The sequence below is a fragment of the Bacteroidota bacterium genome (assembly GCA_036522515.1).
Lineage (GTDB): Bacteria > Bacteroidota > Ignavibacteria > UBA10030 > SZUA-254 > VBOC01.
The window spans coordinates 91,100-111,295 of the sequence record DATDFQ010000041.1 but is presented as its reverse complement, the minus strand read 5'-3'; the positions used below and the strand labels follow the sequence as shown (position 1 = coordinate 111,295).

At 58.7% G+C, this 20,196-nt stretch carries 14 protein-coding genes and 1 tRNA gene; 12 read left to right on the top strand and 3 right to left on the bottom strand.

Features of this window, described 5'->3' with window-relative positions; all coding sequences use genetic code 11:
* Window positions 1-61: 61 nt before the first annotated feature.
* Both VI215_06205 and VI215_06200 read right to left on the bottom strand, forming a co-directional pair.
* Window positions 62-1,090 (bottom strand): putative zinc-binding metallopeptidase, encoded by a 1,029-nt coding sequence (locus VI215_06205; GenBank protein ID HEY6191906.1) that lies wholly within the window; start codon window positions 1,088-1,090, stop codon window positions 62-64.
* Window positions 1,091-1,164: 74 nt separating this feature from the next.
* Window positions 1,165-3,666 carry an ATP-dependent Clp protease ATP-binding subunit gene (locus VI215_06200; protein ID HEY6191905.1) on the bottom strand — a complete coding sequence of 834 codons (2,502 nt, stop codon included), beginning with the start codon at window positions 3,664-3,666 and terminating at the stop codon, window positions 1,165-1,167.
* 235 nt (window positions 3,667-3,901) lie between these two features.
* Here VI215_06200 and VI215_06195 point away from each other — a divergent pair.
* From VI215_06195 to VI215_06185, 3 genes are all read left to right on the top strand, one after another.
* A tRNA-Asn gene (locus tag VI215_06195) sits at window positions 3,902-3,976 on the top strand.
* 330 nt (window positions 3,977-4,306) lie between these two features.
* Window positions 4,307-4,963, top strand: a complete 657-nt coding sequence (locus VI215_06190; protein HEY6191904.1) for a hypothetical protein — start codon at window positions 4,307-4,309, stop codon at window positions 4,961-4,963.
* Between the two features lie 321 nt (window positions 4,964-5,284).
* On the top strand, window positions 5,285-7,600 hold the full coding sequence (locus VI215_06185) for a T9SS type A sorting domain-containing protein (GenBank protein ID HEY6191903.1): 2,316 nt from the start codon (window positions 5,285-5,287) through the stop codon (window positions 7,598-7,600).
* Here the strand turns inward: VI215_06185 and VI215_06180 are convergent.
* Window positions 7,593-8,123: a DoxX family protein gene (locus tag VI215_06180; GenBank protein HEY6191902.1), complete on the bottom strand. Its 531-nt coding sequence runs from the start codon at window positions 8,121-8,123 to the stop codon at window positions 7,593-7,595. The genes VI215_06185 and VI215_06180 overlap by 8 nt on opposite strands.
* 251 nt (window positions 8,124-8,374) lie before the next feature.
* On the opposite strand from VI215_06180, the gene VI215_06175 reads away from it, so the two are divergent.
* From VI215_06175 to alc, 9 genes are all read left to right on the top strand, one after another.
* Window positions 8,375-8,863, top strand: a complete 489-nt coding sequence (locus VI215_06175) for a sigma-70 family RNA polymerase sigma factor (GenBank protein ID HEY6191901.1) — start codon at window positions 8,375-8,377, stop codon at window positions 8,861-8,863.
* A gap of 1 nt (window position 8,864) precedes the next feature.
* On the top strand, window positions 8,865-9,626 hold the full coding sequence (locus tag VI215_06170; GenBank protein HEY6191900.1) for an anti-sigma factor: 762 nt from the start codon (window positions 8,865-8,867) through the stop codon (window positions 9,624-9,626).
* Window positions 9,623-10,621 (top strand): hypothetical protein, encoded by a 999-nt coding sequence (locus tag VI215_06165; protein ID HEY6191899.1) that lies wholly within the window; start codon window positions 9,623-9,625, stop codon window positions 10,619-10,621. The genes VI215_06170 and VI215_06165 overlap by 4 nt, the downstream gene beginning before the upstream one ends.
* 78 nt (window positions 10,622-10,699) lie before the next feature.
* The gene (locus VI215_06160; protein HEY6191898.1) at window positions 10,700-12,265 is read left to right on the top strand and encodes a glycosyltransferase family 39 protein; all 1,566 of its coding nucleotides are present in this window, start codon (window positions 10,700-10,702) and stop codon (window positions 12,263-12,265) included.
* A 205-nt stretch (window positions 12,266-12,470) separates the two neighbouring features.
* Window positions 12,471-13,814, top strand: a complete 1,344-nt coding sequence (locus VI215_06155) for a 5'-deoxyadenosine deaminase (protein ID HEY6191897.1) — start codon at window positions 12,471-12,473, stop codon at window positions 13,812-13,814.
* A gap of 8 nt (window positions 13,815-13,822) precedes the next feature.
* Window positions 13,823-15,301, top strand: coding sequence for a xanthine dehydrogenase small subunit (gene xdhA, locus VI215_06150; GenBank protein HEY6191896.1), 1,479 nt, complete (start codon window positions 13,823-13,825; stop codon window positions 15,299-15,301).
* On the top strand, window positions 15,302-17,647 hold the full coding sequence (xdhB, locus tag VI215_06145) for a xanthine dehydrogenase molybdopterin binding subunit (GenBank protein ID HEY6191895.1): 2,346 nt from the start codon (window positions 15,302-15,304) through the stop codon (window positions 17,645-17,647). It begins immediately after the preceding gene.
* 121 nt (window positions 17,648-17,768) lie between these two features.
* On the top strand, window positions 17,769-19,154 hold the full coding sequence (allB, locus tag VI215_06140; protein HEY6191894.1) for an allantoinase AllB: 1,386 nt from the start codon (window positions 17,769-17,771) through the stop codon (window positions 19,152-19,154).
* On the top strand, window positions 19,155-20,189 hold the full coding sequence (alc, locus tag VI215_06135) for an allantoicase (GenBank protein HEY6191893.1): 1,035 nt from the start codon (window positions 19,155-19,157) through the stop codon (window positions 20,187-20,189).
* Window positions 20,190-20,196: the final 7 nt, after the last annotated feature.

The following is a 20,196-nucleotide window of genomic DNA, read 5'->3' as shown; positions in this document are numbered from 1 at the left end:
ACGCAGAGCGTGGGAACGAGATCCTTCGGTCGCTTCGCTCCCTCAGGATGACAATAGGTTGTTACCGGATGAACTTCAGCCTGTTCATCAGGTGGTAGGTCGAGACGATCACGAGTTCGACAAGCTTTTCGGTCGTCTGGTCGGGGTGGAGGTAGAGGCTGTTGAGCCCGCAGATGGTCTGGATCTCGCGCAGGTACTTCCGGATATCCCTTCGATCCGCTTTCGCAATCCAGGTCACGAGTTCCTCTTCAAGGTAATCGCTGTAGTTCTGGATGAAGAGGTCCGCCCGTATGAGGCGGCGCGAGCGGGGCTTCGCGCGCGAAAAGATTTCCTTGAGGTCGATTGTGTATTCGCGCACTCTCGGATCGACCTTCTTCTCGATTTGAAAATACTCGGCGACCGTCTCGGGGATGGTCTTGTGGCTTTTTGTATCGTCGTAGCGGACTTTCAACGGCCGGCGCCGCGCCAGTTGTTCCCTCCGGAACATCCGGTCGACAAAACGAAGCTTTTCCAGGGCCCCCGGCCACGACCGGTAATTCCATTTCCACTTCGAAGAAGGGTCGAGCCAGACCGCGAACGTCTCCGCGAAGTCCTCATCGGGATGCCGCTGCGCATAATGCGGGTTCCCGATGTGGTGGAGATAGCGGACGAAGTCCTTGCTGTTCGAGTTGAAGTTATAGAAGCGCGGGTACGGCTTCTTGAATTTCCCGAACAACCGCTTCCACGTGCTTCCGATCCAGAGCTTGTAGGCGTAATTGATCGCATGCCCGGTCTCGTGCCGCAGGATCATCATGATCTCCCTTTTCGAGTAGGAGACATGATGGCGTTCCGCGACCCGCCGAAGCTCGTTATTCGCGAGGTAGAAGGGGATCTCGACGGATCCAGTCCGGTCGATGCAGCCCCACGGCTCCTGCCCGAAGTAGAACCGGGGATAGAACGCGATGCGGTTTTTCATCAGTTCGCGCCGGAGCACGATCAGGCAGTCGCGGAGCGTGTCGTCGGGACGGAGTTCGAGCTCGCCGACCCTCGTGTTGAGCAGCTGCTGGAATGAGATCTCCCGGGCACGGGAGTATCTGGTGGAAAGTACCATGAGATGTTCCGAGAAGAATTACACCCGCCTCGTTCTGGGCTCGAACGAGGGGGAACAGCCAACCGCGGTGTCGCTCAAGAAACGCTGGCGCTCTGCTGGGCCTCCGGCTTCACGTTACCTTTCTTGAGCTTCTTGCCTCCCTCTTTGAAACGCAACGACTCGGTTTTCTTGTTGAATTTGACGCTCACGATGCTGCCCTGGCCGAATTTGGAGCGTAAAATTTCCTCGGCGATGGGATCCTCGATATACTTCTGGAGCGCCCGCTTCAACGGCCGCGCGCCGAACGCGGGATCGAATCCCTTGTCGACCAAAAATTCCTTCGCCTGCTTCGTCAGATGGATCTTGATTTCAAGCGAAGCCATCCGCTTGACCAGTTCCTCCATCTGAATGTCGATGATCTTGTCGATGTGCGCCCGCTCAAGGTTGTGGAACACGATCGTATCGTCGATCCGGTTGAGAAACTCGGGATTGAAGACCCGGCGGACCGCATCCTCGATGGTGGTCTTCATCGACTTGTAATTGTCTTTCACGGTATCGAGACCGAACCCGAACCCGCCGGACGTCTTGATGTCGCGGGCGCCGATGTTCGACGTCATGATGAGAATCGTATTCTTAAAATCGACGCGCCGGCCGAGGCTGTCGGTCAAAATGCCGTCGTCGAGAACCTGAAGCAGGATATTGAACACATCGGGGTGCGCCTTTTCGATTTCGTCGAGCAGGACGACGGAGTAGGGCTTCCGCCGGACTTTCTCGGTCAACTGGCCGCCTTCCTCATAGCCGACATATCCCGGAGGGGCGCCGACGAGCCTCGAAACTGTAAACTTCTCCATGTACTCACTCATGTCGATCCGGATCAGCGCTTCTTCCGAATCGAAGAGGTAGCGGGCGAGGGCCTTCGCCATTTCGGTTTTTCCGACGCCGGTCGGGCCGAGGAAAATAAACGATCCGATCGGCCGCCTGGGATCCTTGAGCCCCGCACGGGTGCGTCGGATCGCCTTGGAGAGTTTGAGGATGGCTTCTTCCTGTCCGACGATCATCTTCGTCAGCGCGTCCTCCATCTTCAGGAGCTTGTCGGATTCCGACTGCGCAATCTTGTTGACCGGGATGCCGGTCATCATCGAAACGACGTCCGCCATCGTCTCCTGGTTCACCTCGTAGACGGTCTCCTGCGCCTTTAATTCCCATTCCCGCTTCGCGATTTCAAGATCGCTCAGGTGCTTTTTCTCGAGGTCGCGCAGACGCGCGGCTTCTTCGAAGTTCTGGTTCTTGACGACCTGGTTCTTCGACTGCCGGATCTTCTCTACTTCGCCCTCGAGGTCGAGGATCTCCTTGGGGACGTGGATGTTCGAAAGGTGCACGCGCGATCCCGCCTCGTCCATCACGTCGATCGCCTTGTCGGGCAGGTACCTGTCGGTGATGTAGCGGTCGCTCAGCCGCACCGCGGTCTCGAGCGCGGTGTCGGAATAACGGATATTGTGGTGCTCTTCGTACTTGTGCTTGATGTTCTTCAGAATCTGTATCGTCTCGTCGACGCTGGTCGGGTCGACCATGATCTTCTGGAACCGGCGGTCGAGCGCGCCGTCCTTTTCGATATACTGGCGGTATTCGTCAAGCGTCGTGGCGCCGATGCACTGGAGGTCGCCTCTCGCGAGGGCCGGCTTGAACATGTTCGAGGCGTCCAGGGACCCGGATGCGCCGCCCGCTCCGACGATGGTGTGGAGCTCGTCGATAAACAGGATGACATCCTTCGCCTTTTCGAGCTCGTTCATCACGGCTTTCATCCGTTCCTCGAACTGGCCGCGGTATTTGGTGCCCGCAACGAGCGCGGCAAGGTCGAGCGTGACGACGCGCTTGTCGTGGAGCACCCTTGAGACCTTTTTCTGCACGATCCGGAGCGCCAATCCTTCCGCGATGGCCGTCTTGCCGACTCCGGGCTCGCCGATCAGGACCGGATTGTTTTTCTTTCGCCTGCTCAGGACCTGTGCGACCCGCTCTATTTCCTTTTCCCGGCCGACGATGGGGTCCAGCTTGTCTTCCATCGCGAGCTTTGTAAGATCGCGGCCGAAATTGTCGAGGACGGGAGTCTTTGATTTGTCCGCGCGGCGTTCGGCGCCCTGCGCTGCCGGAGGATTCGAGGGCTTGCCGCTGATGATGTTGTCGAGTTCGTTGCGAACGACGTCGTAATGGACGTTGAACTGGTGAAGAATCTGGGCTGCGATGTTGTCGTCGTCCCGCAGGAGCGAGAGAAGGAGATGTTCCGTTCCGATGACGTCGGATTTATAAAGCTTGGCTTCGAGATAGGTGATCTTGAGGACCTTCTCGGCCTGCTTGGTGAGAGGGATGTTGCCGATCGTCAGCGTTCCGCCGGAGGTGCGCACCGTGTCCTCGATCGCTTTCTTCAATTTATAGAGATCGACTCCGAGGTTCCGGAGGATCTTTACGGCGATTCCCTCCCCCTCGCGGATGACGCCGAGCAGCAGATGTTCAGTGCCGATGTAATCATGCCCGAGCCGCAACGCCTCTTCCCGGCTCAGCCGGATCACATCCTGGACCCTGTTAGAAAAATTTCCTTCCATCTCGATTTACCTCGGATAAACTGTCGTCAAGGGTTCGATGCCCGTCTCCTGGTTCGTTAACTGTGTTTACTTCAACCGTTACTCTGAATCAATATAGGTAAAAGGGTAAGCTTAGTCAAGAAACGCCTGATTGACTTTCGGCGCCGATTTTTTTATATTTGAACGCTGACCCTGGGAAAAAGTCTTAACTCTAGCAAAAACTCCGTATTACACTCCTCCTTCAGGCACAGCACATTCCACAGTAGCTCAATGGTAGAGCATCCGGCTGTTAACCGGAGGGTTGCAGGTTCGAGTCCTGCCTGTGGAGCCATCCCCACGCTTCATTCCCAACGACAAAGTTCCGCAGGTTCGTTCCCGGTTCCACGGCCGGAGAAAAGAATTCATTCTGCGGCGATGCAGTACCGCATGTTGAGTCAGGGAGGGTGGGGCTTCAGCCATCAAAGTGCACATTCTTGTTTGGACGGTACCGATGGTCTTCGGTACGAGTATGACTGGCGTGTGAGAGGTCGCCTGATCGTGGTTCATTACAGGATACATCATCATAATTACAAGAACCGTGATGGGTATCACAGGTAAACCAGAATGCAAGGAGGCGGTACTAATAGAAAAGCAGCGTCACACCAACAAAGGGAGAATCATTTTGAAAAAGAGATTTTACACATTGAACGGCCGCATCGGAGCCGGAAGCCGCCTGATACCGGCGGCGTGTGCGCTCGCCGCTCTCCTTGCGGGATGTTCGTCGGGCGAATTGTCAAAGATGTGGCGCGACCCTCTTTTCAAAGGTACCGTGAAAAATGCGCTCGTCATCGCGGTCCGGAAGGATCCGGTGAGAAGGCGCATGTGGGAAGACGGGTTCGTCGCCGAGTTGAGCAAGCACCGGGTGACCGCGACGCCTTCCTACCGGCTGTTTCCCGACGCGCTCCCCGACACGGCGAGCGTCATAGCCGCCATCCGTTCGAACGGGTACGACGGTGTCATCGTCACGCGAAGGATCGCAGTCGATACCGTCAGCACCTACGTCCCGGGCAACACCAGGCAGGAGTTCGTGACAAGGTATGATCCTCTGAGGAACGCCTATTTTACCTACTACCATGATGTGACGGATTCCGGATACACGGAAACGGAACGGATCGCGCGGCATGAGGTCAGTATCTGGTCGACCGGGACGGACGGGCGCATGATCTGGTCGGCGACGGGTGACGCTGAAGAGCAGGGGTCGGGAGAATCGGTCGATCGCGAGATTGTCAAATTGATCGTGCCCGAGCTTGTGAGTCAGGGAATCATCCCTGGACAATAGGTTGACTCTAGCCGATTAAGTTGGTAAATTCCAATGGCGAGTAGATGTCATCACACCGCTCCAGGTTATTCCCGCCAATACGAATAAGCTCTAAAGGAGTCGGCTCGCTATGAACGGAGTTACACCCAACTGGATCTCGGATTTACTTCTCGCCGCGTTGATGGTTGGGGCAATCGCAGGTCTTCTGCTCCGGCACCATAAAACCAAGAAACACAGGATGTCCTGATCGGGAGATCAGACCGGGGACGGATTTCTGACCGGCATGCAGCTTGGTCCGGTCGGAGCGGAGAGATGCATCGTTACGTATGGAAGGGTGGACGCTTGAAGCATTGGAAACGCAAATTCTCGGAGGCATTCGTGTTCTTCGGCCTTCTCGCCTGCGCGGTCACGATCGCGTTGGCGTGGGGATCCACGGGCCATCACATTATCAACCTGAAAGCGCCGATGCACCTGCCCGACAGCATGGGCGTGTTGAAAGCGGACAGCCTTTACTACTATCAGCACGCATCGGACGCAGACGGCAAAAAGGTGCCCGGCGATACGAATTTCTTCGCCGAGGCGCCCCGGCACTTCATCGATATCGACTGGTATCCGAACTACCATTCACTTCCTCATAGCAGGGATTCGGTCGTCGCGCTGTACGGGTGGAACACCGTCAAGTCGCAGGGAGTAAATCCGTGGGCGACCGTGATGGAGCTCGACTCCCTCACCGCACAACTGAGGCGCGGAGCCACCGCAAAGGCGGAATCGACGATGGCCGACATCGGTCACTATGTCGGCGACGCACACCAGCCGCTGCATTGCGCGAACAACTTCGACGGACAGTTCACGGGCAATAACGGCGTCCACAGCCGCTACGAAACCTCGATGATCAACACCTATCAATCCCAGATCGTCATCCACCACGATTCGATCCACTATATCGCCAAGCCGCTCGACTTCATTTTCGCCTATATCCTGCACGCCAATATGTATGTGGACTCGATCATGGCGGCAGACAATTATGCCAAGGGTCTCACCGGGGGAGTTTACAATACAACCTATTATTCGGCACTCTGGCAAAAAACCGGCCCCTTCACCATCGATCAATTCCAGCGCGCCACCGTGGACCTGGCCTCCCTCTGGTACACCGCGTGGGTCAACTCGCTCTCTCCGGTCGTGGTCTATGATACCGTGGTCACATCGGTAAACGGGCACGGTTCGATCTCACCTTCGGGAACCGTCCTGGTACCGGATAGCCAGACCATCCGGTTCGTCATCACCCCGCAGACGGGATACCATGTCGACAGCGTGCAGGTCGACGGGATCCGCGTCGATTCGCTTTCGGGCTACACGTTCGCGGCGATCCACCAGAGACATACCCTGAGCAGTTGGTTCAGCATCAACACCTATACGCTCACCGCATCCTCGGGCGCGAACGGATCGGTTGCACCGACCGGCTCGATGAGTGTCACCTACGGCAATTCACAATCGTATCTCTTTACTCCGGCGACCGGATACCAGGTGGATAGCGTGATCGTGGACGGGCTCAACCTGCCCGCGGCATCGAGTTATTCGTTCCTCAGCGTGAACGCAGACCATACACTCCGGGTGACATTCAGAGTCGCCACCTTTACCATCAACGCGGTCGCGGGACCGCACGGGTCGATCTCTCCGCCCGGGATGGTCACGGTCGCCTATGGCGACAGCGAACTCTATCACATCCAGCCCGATTCCGGCTATTTTGTCGACACCCTCATCGTGGATGGAGAGTACCTGGACAGGGACACGGCCTACACGTTTCATTCCGTCATGGAAAACCACGCGATCTCCGTGAAGTTCTCCGACGGGTCGATTGCGATGCACTGCGATGTCGCGAACAACTGGAACATCATCTCGGTGCCCCTCGGCGTGCCGGATTACCGGTTCTCGGAGCTTTATCCAACAGCGGCATCGCCGGCGTTCTCCTATGCGACGGCGTATACGCGCGAGGACACGCTCAGGAAGGGTGCCGGTTACTGGGTGAAGTTTGTCGGGGCCCAGACGGTCACGGTGACGGGGAAGGTTTTCGGGCCCGACACGATCGATGTCGCAGATGGATGGAACATGATCGGATGCACCAGCGCTCCCGTCCCGGTCTCGGGCATTGCTTCCATTCCCCCCGGCATTACGACGTCGAATTTCTTCGGATACACGGGGGCGTACAAAACAACCACGGTGTTGCAACCGGGTTTCGGCTATTGGGTGAAGGTCCAGCAGGCCGGGCAATTGGTTCTCGCCTCCGCGGGCACTCCCCCCGCCGTCAACCGGATCAGGATTTCTCCGCACGGCGAGGCGCCCCCATCGGCGCCGGGAGCAGATGCCGCGACGCCCGGTTCGCAGGTCGAAATCCCGGCCGAATACCGTCTTGCCGCCGCGTTCCCGAATCCCTTCAATCCCACCACCACCATCCATTTCGAGATACCGGAGAAGTCGCAGGTATCGATCAAGCTCTATTCTCTGCTCGGGCAGGAAGTCCGGACAATCCTCGAGGGCGAGCGGAGCCCTGGGAAGTACGACGTCCGGCTCGACGCTTCTCTCCTTCCCAGCGGCGTCTATCTCTGCAGGATCATCGCGAACGATTTTATCCGGTCGGAGAAGATCGTCCTGCTCAGATAGTTCCGATCCCCACCCTGGCGGTTCTTCCGGGCGAGCTCTCCCTCGGGTTGCGCGCGGAGAGCGCATCGAACGACAACCTCCCCGGCCCCGCCGCGATCAGGAACAGAACGGTCATAATCTGGGCATAGTCTGAACGCACCTCATGAAGCACGGCCCAGAATCCTATCTGGGGCGGCGCGGGAGGAAGGGGGAGGGGAGACGTGCCGAGGTAGAGCGAGATCTTTGTCGACAGGATCGCGACGATCATCTCGAACACGAACAGGATCCCAACCGGGCGTGTCAGAAACCCGGCGATCAGGAGCAAGCCCCCGATGATTTCAAGTCCGGCCACAAAGTGAGCCGTGGTCTCCGGAAAAGGGATGCCGAGTTTCGTAAAGCGTCCGACACCCTGATTGGTATAGACGAATTTGAGTATCCCCTCCCAGAAGAAGACTCCTCCGGCCATCAGGCGAAGCAGGATCGTTGATGCCGGCGCATCCGCGGGGGGATGAAGCAGCCAGCCGTACATCTGTTTGATTCTCATCGTATTATTCCTTTCTTTTGAACCGATATGGCCCGACCGAACTTCCTGTAACCGGGAAGATGTGCTTCATCTCCGGTTTGCGGGCCTCCAACGAGTAAGACGCCTGCCGGGGGGAAAATATTCCCGATAACACGCATGATCACGCTCCGGGAATAAAATCGCCGGTGGATAAGTCTTTACCACAAGGGGCATGACCCCGGAAAGAACAGTCTCTGCAAGAAGAGGGTAAACTCTCCAGGTTTGAGCAGACGGTGCTTCCGCATATGAATGCGGCGTATAATCTGGCGCGGTGGTTGACGCACAATCACCACGACGCTGAAGATCTTGTGCAGGAATCGTTCATGCGCGCCTTCAAGTATTTTTCCGGGTTCCGCGGCGGCGACAGCCGCGCCTGGGTGCTGACGATTGTGCGAAACACGACCTACACGTGGCTCCGTCAGAACAGGATGAAAGAGCCGGAGACGGCCTTCGACGAGGAAGTCCATGGACCGGCCGGAGACGAGACGAATCCGGAAACGATAGTATTGAAGAGTCTGGATGCGGAGCTCCTCCGGAGCGCGCTCGAGGAATTGCCCGTCGAGTTCCGCGAGGCGCTGGTCCTGCGCGAACTGGAAGGATTCTCCTATAAGGAGATAGCTCAGATCGCGGACATCCCGATGGGAACCGTCATGTCGCGCCTGGCCAGAGCCAGAAAACAACTCGAACAGAAACTAGCGGCACAGCCCGGGAAGGGGAAGTGAATTGACTTGCGCTGAAACTGAAAAACTGTTGAACGCCTACATCGACGGCGAGCTTGATCTGGCCCGTTCCCTTGAGGTCGAAGAGCATCTGCGGACATGCGCCTCGTGCGCACGGGCGAGGGAAAACCACCGTGTTCTGCGAACGGCTCTTTACGAGGGCTCGCTCTATTATGAAGCACCGCCGGGGCTCGAAACACGCGTCCGGGCGGCGCTCCACGCAGGGGAAAAATCCGGAGCCTCCCCCCGGATCGTTCCCTGGGGTTGGCGGCGGCTTGGAATCGGACTGGCAGTAGCCCTCGTCGCCGTCTGGAGCCTTGTTTCGATTCTGAAGAATTCCTCGGCCGAAAGCGCGCTGGAACAGGAGCTGGTCTCGGGCCATGTGCGGTCGCTCATGGCCGACCACCTGACAGACGTCGTCTCTTCCGATCAGCATACCGTCAAACCATGGTTCAACGGCAAACTCGATTTCTCCCCGCTGGTATCAGACCTGAGCCGGCAGGGGTTTGCGCTGGTCGGCGGCCGCCTGGAATACATGGGGAACCGGCCGGTCGCCGCGTTGGTTTATCAACGCAGAAAGCATGTCATCAATCTCTACGTCTGGCCGGTCCAGGCGGGAGCCGATGCGGGAGTGAAAGCGACCATGCGGCAGGGGTACAATCTCCTCCGGTGGACCGCTCACGGAATGACGTTCTGGGCCGTATCCGACATCGCGCCCGCGGATCTTCAGGAACTTGAGAGCATACTGACCAAGGAGCAATCATGAAGCGGCATACGGTCTTCATCCTGGTGTGGATTCTTCTCCTTCTCCCCGCGACTGCCTTCCCGAGGAGTTGCGGAGCCGCCAGCTGTCCTCTGAATACGTTCCGGACTCTCAACGGAGGATGGTTTTGCGTCGGCCTTTCGCATGAATACATCTTTCAGAACCAGATTTATGTCGGGTCTTCCAGATCGTTTGTCGGAGCGATCCCCGGCCACCACGATGAGGTGGAGACTCTCAACGAGAAGAACACGCTCCAGTTTCAACTGGGAGTCACCGACCGGCTGAGCATGGATTTGAACGTGCCGTTCGTTCACCGCGAACACAGCCACATCCAGCACGAAGGGATCAATGCCGCGTGGGAGTCGTGGGATTTCAGCGGGCTGGGAGATATGGTGCTCAACGGTCATTACCTGGTCATCGCCTCCGACTCGTCCGAGTTCTCTCCGAGCGTCAGCATCCTCGGAGGGATCAAATTTGCGACCGGGATCACGGGGATCCGGAACGCGGAGGGGGAGGAGGCGGAGGTGACCATCCAACCGGGGGACGGAGCGGTGGACGGCATAGCGGGAATTCAATTCGATCAGAACATCGCGACCGTTCCGACGCTCTCGGGAAAATATGCGACCCTCCCCCTGCAGTTGGGGCTCTCCTACCAATTTACGGGGAAGGGAACGGACGACTACAGATACGGGAATACGTTTCTCGCGAATGTCGGTACCGCCTACCAGATCCTTGACCGTGCAAACCTGTTGCTGCAGCTCAACGCGAGAGTACAGGATTACGCGGACCCGGGGCTGACCGACGAGCCTCGCGAGAATACCGGCGGCACCTGGATCTTTCTGAGCCCCGGCCTGGGATTGCAGTTCAGCGACGCGCTCCACGGCTATGCGTTCGTCCAGATTCCGGTTCACGAGGATGTGCACGGCATCCAGCAGACCGCGGGGTTCAATCTTCTCTTCAACGTCACCTACAGCCTGGATTTGGTCGGGGGAGAGTGATCGGAACAGTCAGGATCTGTTCGTTCGACAGGACCGGGGTCTCTTCTCCCGGTGAGCCCGGGGGGAGGATGAGCCGGCTTGATTGACCAAACGACGATCGCCCGCCGGGACTGGAAACGGTTCTTCGGCCTTCCGCTCCTTGGAGTTCCGGCGCTCCTCGGTGCTCTCTGGCTCCTTGCCACGACCTCCTCAGGGATCGGAATCTACCCGGATTCGGTCATGTACATCATGATGGCCCGGAGCTTGTTGCAGGGGCGCGGATGGACTCTCGAGGGGGTGCCGGTCGAGATATTTCCGCCTCTCTACCCTTCGCTCCTTGCGCTTGCCGGTTTTGGGGGCGATCCGGTGGAAGGAGCGCGGTGGCTTCAGGCCGCCATCTGGGGGGTCAACATCTTCTGGGTCGGTCTCATCACCTACAGGTTTTCCGGAAAGTCCGTTTCGGTCGCCCTCTTCGCATCTCTCCTCGCGCTCGGCGCGGTCGATTTATTCGCCTACCACACGGTCGCGCTCTCGGACGGAGCGTTCCTCATGTTTCTCCTCCCGTCGCTTCTTGCACTGGACCGGTATCTCGAGGGCCGGGGTGTGCGGTATCTCGTCGGGTCAGCGCTGCTCGCCGCTCTCGCAGCCGTGACGCGCTACGCCGGAATCGCGGTGATCGCAGCCGGGATCATTTCGATCCTGATTCTCGAGCGAAAGCCGTGGAGCCGGAGATTTCTTCCGGCGATGACATTCGGGTTGATGAGCTTTGCGCCGCAGGGGCTCTGGATGTTGCGGAACATGCAGTATCAACATCCGATGGGAAGGAGATTCGATCTGCACGGTTTCCTCGGCGAACCCGAGCTCAACGGTTTTTTCCATGCCGCTTCCGCATGGTTTTTCCAGTGGAAAATCGAAGACGCCTGGTGGATGTCGCTTTTGCCCTTCATTCTCCTGGGGCTCTTGCCCGTCTGGAACCGGAAGCGGAATCCGAACCGCCCGGTCGAGCAACCGCTCCGGGCGCGCTTGCTCGTGATCTACATGGCACTCTATGCCACCCTCCTGATTCTTTCCGCCGCGTTCTTTCAGGCCGACCTTTTCCGCGACAGCTCAAGGTTGTTGATGCCCCTCCATATTCTGTTCATCGTCCTCGTGGTAACGTCAGGATATGAATGGCTGACACGCACAGGGAGTGTGCCCGTCCGCATTATTGCGTTCGTGGTCTGCTGTGCCATCGCACTCCTTGTTCTCACCACCGGAGTTCAATACTCCGGAAAAATAAGCGGGGACGGACAGGGATACGCCTCCCGGGCCTACCGGACATCGGAGTTGATCGCCCGCACACGGTCCATTCCAGCCGATATTACGGTCTATACGAATCTCGAGCTCCCCATCGTCCTCTATACGGGAAGAATCCCTTACATGATTCCCCTCAAAATCAATAACAGCACGCAGCGCCCGAACGAACAGTACGGCGCCGAAATGAAAAGCATGGCGGCGGATATCAGGGACAGCTCCGCCCTGCTGGTCTATTTCAAGCGCACACCGGGGTGGTACGTGTTGCCGACGCTTGAAGAGATAGGACGGTCAGTACCCTTGCGGAGTGTCGCCGAGTTGAGCGACGGGGGGCTCTTCGAGGCGATCCCCGATACGACCGGAGACCAGTAGTGGGTGAATTTCAACACCCGAGTCGAAAACCCGCAGCCTAAAGGCTGCGGCTACCAAGCCCGAGGTATCGGTAGCCGCGACCTTCAGGTCGCGGGACGAGAAGGCAACGAAAATCAGCCAGTACCCGGGGATCCGCTTTATTGAATTTCACCCCCTAATTCCTATATTGAGGGGGAGCAACTCCACACTCACGAATTTGCCGCAGATGCAGTCCTTCATCCACGCCAGGAAGATCGTCACGGGGAATCCGAACGGAGAGATCCTGGAAGATGCGGCGATCCTCGTCGACGGCAACCGCATTGCGGGGATACTGCCGGCCCGGGAAATGGACCGGTTTCCACCCCGCGAGATTATCGACGCGAGCGAATGCGTCGCCATTCCAGGTTTTGTCCAGACCCACATCCACCTCTGTCAAACTCTCTTCCGCGGATTGGCGGACGACCTTGAGCTTCTCGACTGGCTTCGGAAGAAGATATTTCCCCTCGAGGCGGCGCACGACGAGCGTTCGATTCACTCGTCGGCGATGCTGGGGATTTCGGAGCTCGTCCGCGGCGGCACGACGACGATCCTCGACATGGGGAGCATGAATCACGAAGAGGAGGTGATCCGCGCCCTCGGCGAGTCGGGGCTCCGCGCGTTTGCGGGCAAAGCCATGATGGATGTGAACGAGGCGTTCCCGGGGCTGAGGGAGTCGACAACATCCTCGGTTGCCACCACCCGGGCGCTCGCGGAACAATGGCACAATTCGTACGACGGCAGGATCAAGTACGCGGTCGCCCCCCGATTCATTCTCTCCTGCACCGACGCGCTGATGAAGGAGGCGTTCGAGATTGCTGCCCACGTCGACGGGATCCTCTTCCATACGCACGCCTCCGAGAACAAGCATGAGGTTCAGGCCGTCCGCGACCGCTGCAAGATGGAGAATATCGAGTACCTCGACCACCTTGGACTCCTCTCCGGGAAGTCCTGTCTCGCCCACTGCATTCATCTCAACGAAAACGAGGTGGCGCTTCTCAAAACTACCGGGGCGAACGTGGCTCATTGCCCTTCATCCAACTTGAAACTTGCCTCCGGAATCGCTAACATCCAGCACTATCTGAATCAGGGCATCTCCGTCTCGTTCGGCGCCGACGGGGCGCCCTGCAATAATAATTTGAACATGTTTCACGAGATGCGCCTGGCCTCGCTTCTCCAAAAACCGCTTCACGGCGCGGCGGCGATGCCTGCAAAGACGGTATTCCAAATGGCGACCTCCGGCGGAGCCAGGGCCCTGGGTCTCGAAAGCGAAATCGGCAGCATCGAGATCGGCAAGAAGGCGGATATTGTGCTTCTCGATCTCGAGCAGGTGTGGGATCCGGTCGCCGCAGGGGGAGGAACGGGAGATTCTATTTATTCTTCAATCGTCTATTCGGCCGGACCGCAGAATGTCGATTCGGTGATGATCGACGGGAAGTGGATCTTTCGGTCGCGGGAATTTACCGGGATCGACGAGGGCACCATTGTGCGCAATGCTCAAAAAGAACTCGCCCTGCTACTCGACCGCCTCTGAGACTGACCATGCAATCGACCATTTCATTCGTGTTGGACGGTGAGCTTCGGACGATCGATTTTCAGAGCTCCGAGTATCTCAGTCCCACCACCACCGTCCTCAATTACCTCAGGGGTTTACCAGGTCACAGGGGGGTGAAGGAGGGGTGTGCGGAGGGGGACTGCGGCGCCTGCACGGTTGTGCTGGGAGAAGCGGGATCGGGGGACCGGATCGCCTACAAGTCGATCGATTCCTGCCTCGTGTTCCTTCCGATGCTGCACGGGAAGCAGCTCATCACGGTCGAAAACCTCCGCGATCCATCGGGTGCGCTCCATCCGGTGCAAAAGGCGATGGTGGAGACGGACGGAAGCCAGTGCGGGTACTGTACGCCCGGATTCATCATGTCGCTCTTTTCCCTCTACAAGAACTCCGATCACCCCTCGAGGGGAGCCATCGACGACGCCCTGACGGGAAACCTCTGCCGGTGCACGGGATACAGGCCGATCATAGAGGCGGCATCGGAATCCTGCGTGCACAATGGAACCGACCGGTTCACGTCCGATGAGCCCCGCATCGCGGGGTTGCTGAGATCGATACCGGCCGAGGCGGTCCACATCGAGACCGGGCGGCAGAGATACCTCCGCCCCGCGACTCTTGCGGAAGCGCTTTCCTTGAAGCATCAGCGCCCGGGAGCGACCGTCATCTGCGGAGCCACAGATATCGCTCTTCGCGTCACCAAGGGTCACGAATTGTTGAAAGAGATCATCGACCTTTCCGATGTCCCGGAACTCAAGGCCGTCACGGAGGCCGGTCCCAAGAGCGAGGGAGTAACCATCGGCGCCGCGGTTTCGCTGAGCGAGATTCTGGACCGCGTGGGACCACGCTACCCCGCCCTTGAGAGCATGCTGACGGTCTTCGGGTCGAGGCAGATCCGAAACCTCGCGACGCTCGGAGGCAACCTCGGCACCGCTTCGCCGATCGGAGATACGCTCCCGGTCCTTCTCGCCTACGATGCGCGTGTGGTGCTCGAAAGCCTGAACGGCCGGAGGGAAATTCCCGCCCGAGAGTTCATCACCGGATACCGGAAGACGGTGCGGAAACCGGACGAGCTTATCACCGCCGTCATTCTTCCGCCGGTTCCGCGGGGCGCCGTGATAAAATCCTATAAAGTCTCAAAGCGCAAAGACCTCGACATCTCCACCGTGAGCGGCGCATTCCGGCTCGAACTGGACGCCCGGGGGAGTGTCTCCGAGATTGTCGCCGCCTACGGGGGGATGGCGGACCATGTGAAGCGCGCGGCGGCAGCCGAAGAATTTCTCGCCGGGAAGAAATGGGAGAGAGATTCCGTCGAGCAGGCTCTCCCTCTTGTCGAAGGCGGTTTCTCCCCGATTTCGGACGCGCGCGCCGGCGCCGAGTTCCGCCGGGTCGCGGCAAGAAACCTGCTGATGAAATTCTGGTGGGATACGACGGAGAAAGGGCCGAACAACGGTCCGAATCACAGGCACTGAATGACGCATACTAAAACTCCCCACGAAAGCGCAGAGAAGCACGTCACCGGCGAAGCCGTTTATATCGACGACATGCTCGTGAACGACCAGCTTCTGACCGGCCGTGTCGTCTATAGCCCCCATGCCCATGCGAAGATCAAGTCGTTCGATCTGAGCGAAGCGGCGAGGGTGGCGGGGGTTCACGCGGTCCTTTCGTACAGGGACATTCCGGGGCACAACCAGATGGGACCGGTCGTGAAGGATGAACTTTGCCTCGCCGTGGACGAGGTGACCTTCGTCGGCCAGGCCATGTTTCTCATCGCCGCCGAGCGTGAAGAACAATGCATTGAAGCAGAAAAATTGATCCGTGTGGAATACGAACCGCTCGATGCGATCCTGACGATTGAGAGTGCGATGGAGGCCGGGACTCTGATGGGCCCGGCCGCGAAGATCGAGCGGGGGGATCCCGATGCCGCCCTGAAATTGGCCCCTCACCGCCTCCGCGGTGAACTGCGAACCGGCGCACAGGAACACTGGTACCTCGAATCCCAGGTCTGCCTCTCTCTTCCGGGAGAGGGGAGGGAGATCACCGCCTTCAGCTCCACGCAGCACCCTTCCGAGACGCAGGCCCTGATCGCGGGGCTGCTCGGCGTCGGGAAGCACGAAGTCGTCGTGGAAGTGAGGCGAATGGGCGGGGCGTTCGGCGGGAAGGAAACGCAGGGGAACCACACCGCGTGCTGGGCCGCCCTTCTCTGTCATGCGACGCGGAAGCCCGTGAAAGTCCGGCTCTTCCGCGACGACGACATGAAGATCACGGGAAAACGGCACAGGTTTCTCACCAGGTACGAAGCCGGCTACGACGACGATGGGCGTATGCTGGCGGTCAAATTTGATCTGAACAGCGACGGCGGAGGGGCGGTCGACCTCTCCTTCGCGATCATGGAGCGTGCGATGCTCCATTGCGACAACGCGTATTACGTCCCGAACATGTCGGTCACCGGTCGGGTCTGGAAGACAAACCTTCCTTCAAACACGGCATTCCGTGGGTTCGGGGGTCCCCAGGGGATGGCCGCGATCGAAACCGTCGTCGACCGGATTGCGCGGGCGCTGAAAAAAGATGCGGCGGAGATTCGCCTCAAGAATTATTACGGAACCGGACGGAATAACGTCACGCACTACGGCGAGACCGTGGAACATAACCGGTTGTTCATGATCGAGGAGCAATTGATGGTCTCCGCAGAATATGGAAAGCGGAGGGACGCCGTCAATCAGTTCAACGCATCCAATGAGTTCTTCAAGAAGGGTCTCGCGATCACGCCTGTGAAGTTCGGCATCTCGTTCACGACCTCGTTTCTAAATCAGGCAGGCGCGCTGGTCCTTGTCTACACGGACGGAACCATCCTGGTCAACCATGGCGGGACGGAAATGGGGCAGGGGCTCCACACCAAGATGCACCAGGTCGCGGCCGCGGAATTTGGCGTGAACCCGGCCCGCGTCAAGGTCAATGCGACGAACACCTCCAAGGTTCCGAACACGTCCGCCACGGCGGCGTCGGCGGGAGCGGACCTGAACGGCATGGCGGTCAAGAACGCGATCGACATTCTCAAAGGCAGGATCGGGGAGGCGGTCGCGGCCATCTTCACGGAAAAGAACCCCGGTGCGCCCTCCTCGCCGGAAGGAATCGTCTTTGAAAACGACCGGATCTCCGATTCGCTCCATCCCGGCCGATCGATCGGCTTTGCCGAGGCGATGCCCTTGATGCAGCTCCGCCAGGTGAGCCTGAGCGCGGCGGGCTATTACCGGACGCCGAATATCGGTTGGGACAAAAAGAAAGGACACGGAAAGCCGTTCCACTATTACGCCTTCGGGATGGCAATCACCGAGGTGCTCGTCGATCTCCTGACGGGTCATCACACGATCCTCCGCGCCGACATCCTTCACGACGTGGGCGATTCGCTCAACCCGGGAATCGACATCGGGCAGGTCGAGGGGGGCTATGTCCAGGGGGCGGGATGGTGCACCACCGAGGAGGTCAAGTGGGACGGAAAGGGCAACCTCATGACGCACTCGCCCGATACCTACAAAATCCCTTCGGTTCAGGATATCCCGAGGGATTTCAGAGTCGCCCTTCTACAGGATGTGCCCAATCCCGACACGATCAGGCGGAGCAAGGCCGTCGCCGAGCCCCCGTTGATGCTCGCGCTTTCGGTGTGGCTGGCGATCAAGGATGCGATCTCTGCGGTCGCCAACCATGAAATCGAGCCGGAATTCTCGCTCCCCGCGACCAACGAGGCAATCCTGCTATCTCTGGAGAACCTGAAGAAACAGGCCGAGCGTACACTCGTCTCTTTACCCGCAGCCTCGTAGGAATGCATACCAGGACGCTCCGCGTCCCGGTGCTTCTTTGGGTAGCCGCAGCCTTTAGGCTGCGGTCCGCGACCTGAAGGTCGCGGCTACCGGGTCCCAAACGTAATGATGCTGGTTCAACATGCCTGAAAATTCTTCAACGCTCATACTCCGCAGCCGCAGGGTCGTGACACCCGAAGGCGTGCGGGAAGCGTCTGTTCTCATTCGGGACGGCATCATCGCGGATATTCTTTTCCCGGGTTCTATCGGAACGGGCGGAATTCCTGAAGGTGCGTCGATCGAGGATGTGGGAGACTCCGTCGTCATGCCGGGGCTCGTCGACACCCATGTCCACATCAACGAACCGGGCCGCACGGAGTGGGAGGGGTTTGAAACCGCCACGAGGGCCGCGGCCGCAGGAGGTATCACAACGCTTGTCGATATGCCCCTGAACAGCACTCCTGTCACCACGAGTCGCGCCGCACTTGAGAAAAAAATCGAAGCTGCAAAGGGGAAGCTGTCCGTCGATTGTGGATTCTATGCGGGGATCGTTCCGGGCAGTAGAGGCGATCTCGACGCGCTCATCGGCGGGGGAGTCCTGGGAGTGAAAGCGTTCCTGATCCATTCCGGGATCGACGACTTCCCGAACGTCCGGGAGGCGAATCTGAGAGAAGCGATGCCGCTGATCGCGCGCGCCGGGCTTCCGCTCCTCGTCCATTGCGAACTCACTCCCGGTGAAGCACCTGTTTCCGCCGGAACAAACCCCAGATCGTATCCGGAGTATCTTGCCTCCCGCCCCCGCCGGTGGGAACACGACGCCATCGATTTGATGATCAGGCTTTGCAGGGAATACAGTTGCAAAGTCCACATTGTTCATGTATCTTCAGCAGATGCTCTCCAACGCCTGGAGGAATCCCGCAAATCCGGGTTGCCGCTGACCACAGAGACATGCCCGCACTATCTCTATTTTGTCTCGGAAGAAATCCCGGACGGGGATACAAGGTTCAAGTGCGCGCCTCCGATACGGGAGCGTGAAAACCGGGACCGTCTCTGGAACGGCTTGAAACGGGGGGTGCTCGATTTTATCGTATCCGATCATTCCCCATCGCTTCCCGAATTGAAGCATCTCGGGACCGGAGATTTTCAGAAGGCGTGGGGCGGCATCGCCTCGCTGCAACTGGGGCTTTCGATCGTCTGGACCGAAGCGGCCGCGCGGGGATTTTCGTTGTCCGATGTGGCGAACTGGATGTGCAGCCGCCCGGCGAAGTTTGTCGGACTGGAAACGAGCAAGGGAACCATTGCCCCCGGCAATGACGGCGACCTGGTCGTCTGGAACCCCGAAGAGGAGTTCACCGTCGAACCCTCGATGCTCTTTCATAAACACCGGATAACACCCTACGAGGGAAGAAAACTGCGCGGCAGGGTGGAAATGACGTTTCTCCGGGGACGAAAGATTTATGAGAGGGGCGAATTTAAAGGCCCTCCGGCGGGAACAGTCCTGCTCCGTCAACAAACCAAAGCTCTTTGAATGACTGCGACAGCAACCAATGACATAGGGACCCCCGCCGGGCTGGTCGATCTCGCCTCAGAACGCCTGGGCGGAAAGGTGTTGATGGCGAACGACGAATTCTTTGCCCCGAAGGAGAATCTGATAAAGGCGGGGCGGGGCGTCTTTATTCCCGACAAATACACGGATCGTGGAAAATGGATGGACGGGTGGGAGACGCGCCGCAGGAGGACTCCCGGATTCGACTGGTGCGTCGTTCAGCTCGGGCTCTCCGGGATCATACGAAAAGTCGACATCGACACAAATCATTTTCTCGGAAACCACCCGCCCCAGGCTTCTCTCGACGCGGTGCGCAGGGAAATAAACTCACCGTTTGATCCCGAGACGGCGCAGGAATCTCCCTGGGTCAATATCATCCCGCAGTCGCCCCTTAACCCGGGCTCACAGAACCTCTTCGATGTGACCGATACCAGGCCCTGGACCCACGCCCTGCTCAAGATTTTTCCGGACGGAGGCGTCGCGCGGTTGCGGCTCTACGGAAATGTCGTACCCGACTGGTCGCGCGTTCGCCCGGGTACGCTCGTCGATCTCGCGGCGATAGAAAATGGCGGTGCGGCCCTCTCGTGCAGCGACATGTTTTTCAGCTCGATGAACAACCTCATCATGCCCGGCCCTCCGGTCAACATGGGTGACGGATGGGAAACGAAGAGGAGGCGCGGACCCGGCCACGATTGGATCATTATCCGTCTCGGCGCTCCGGGCACGGTGGTGAAGGTGGAAGTCGACACGACTCACTTCAAGGGAAATTACCCCGACACATGTTCCATCGACGCCTGTCACTCGAAAGCCGCGTCGGCGTCATCGAATGCGGACGCCGCGGGGCTCCTGGCCGAGTGGAAGGAACTCCTCCCCGTCACCAAACTCGCGGCCGATACGAAACACGTCTTCGAAAAGGAACTTAGGGCGATGGACGCGGTCACGCATATCCGTCTCAACATCCATCCGGACGGCGGCGTCGGGCGGTTGAGAGTCTGGGGAAAGCTCAAGCAGGCCTGATCAAATC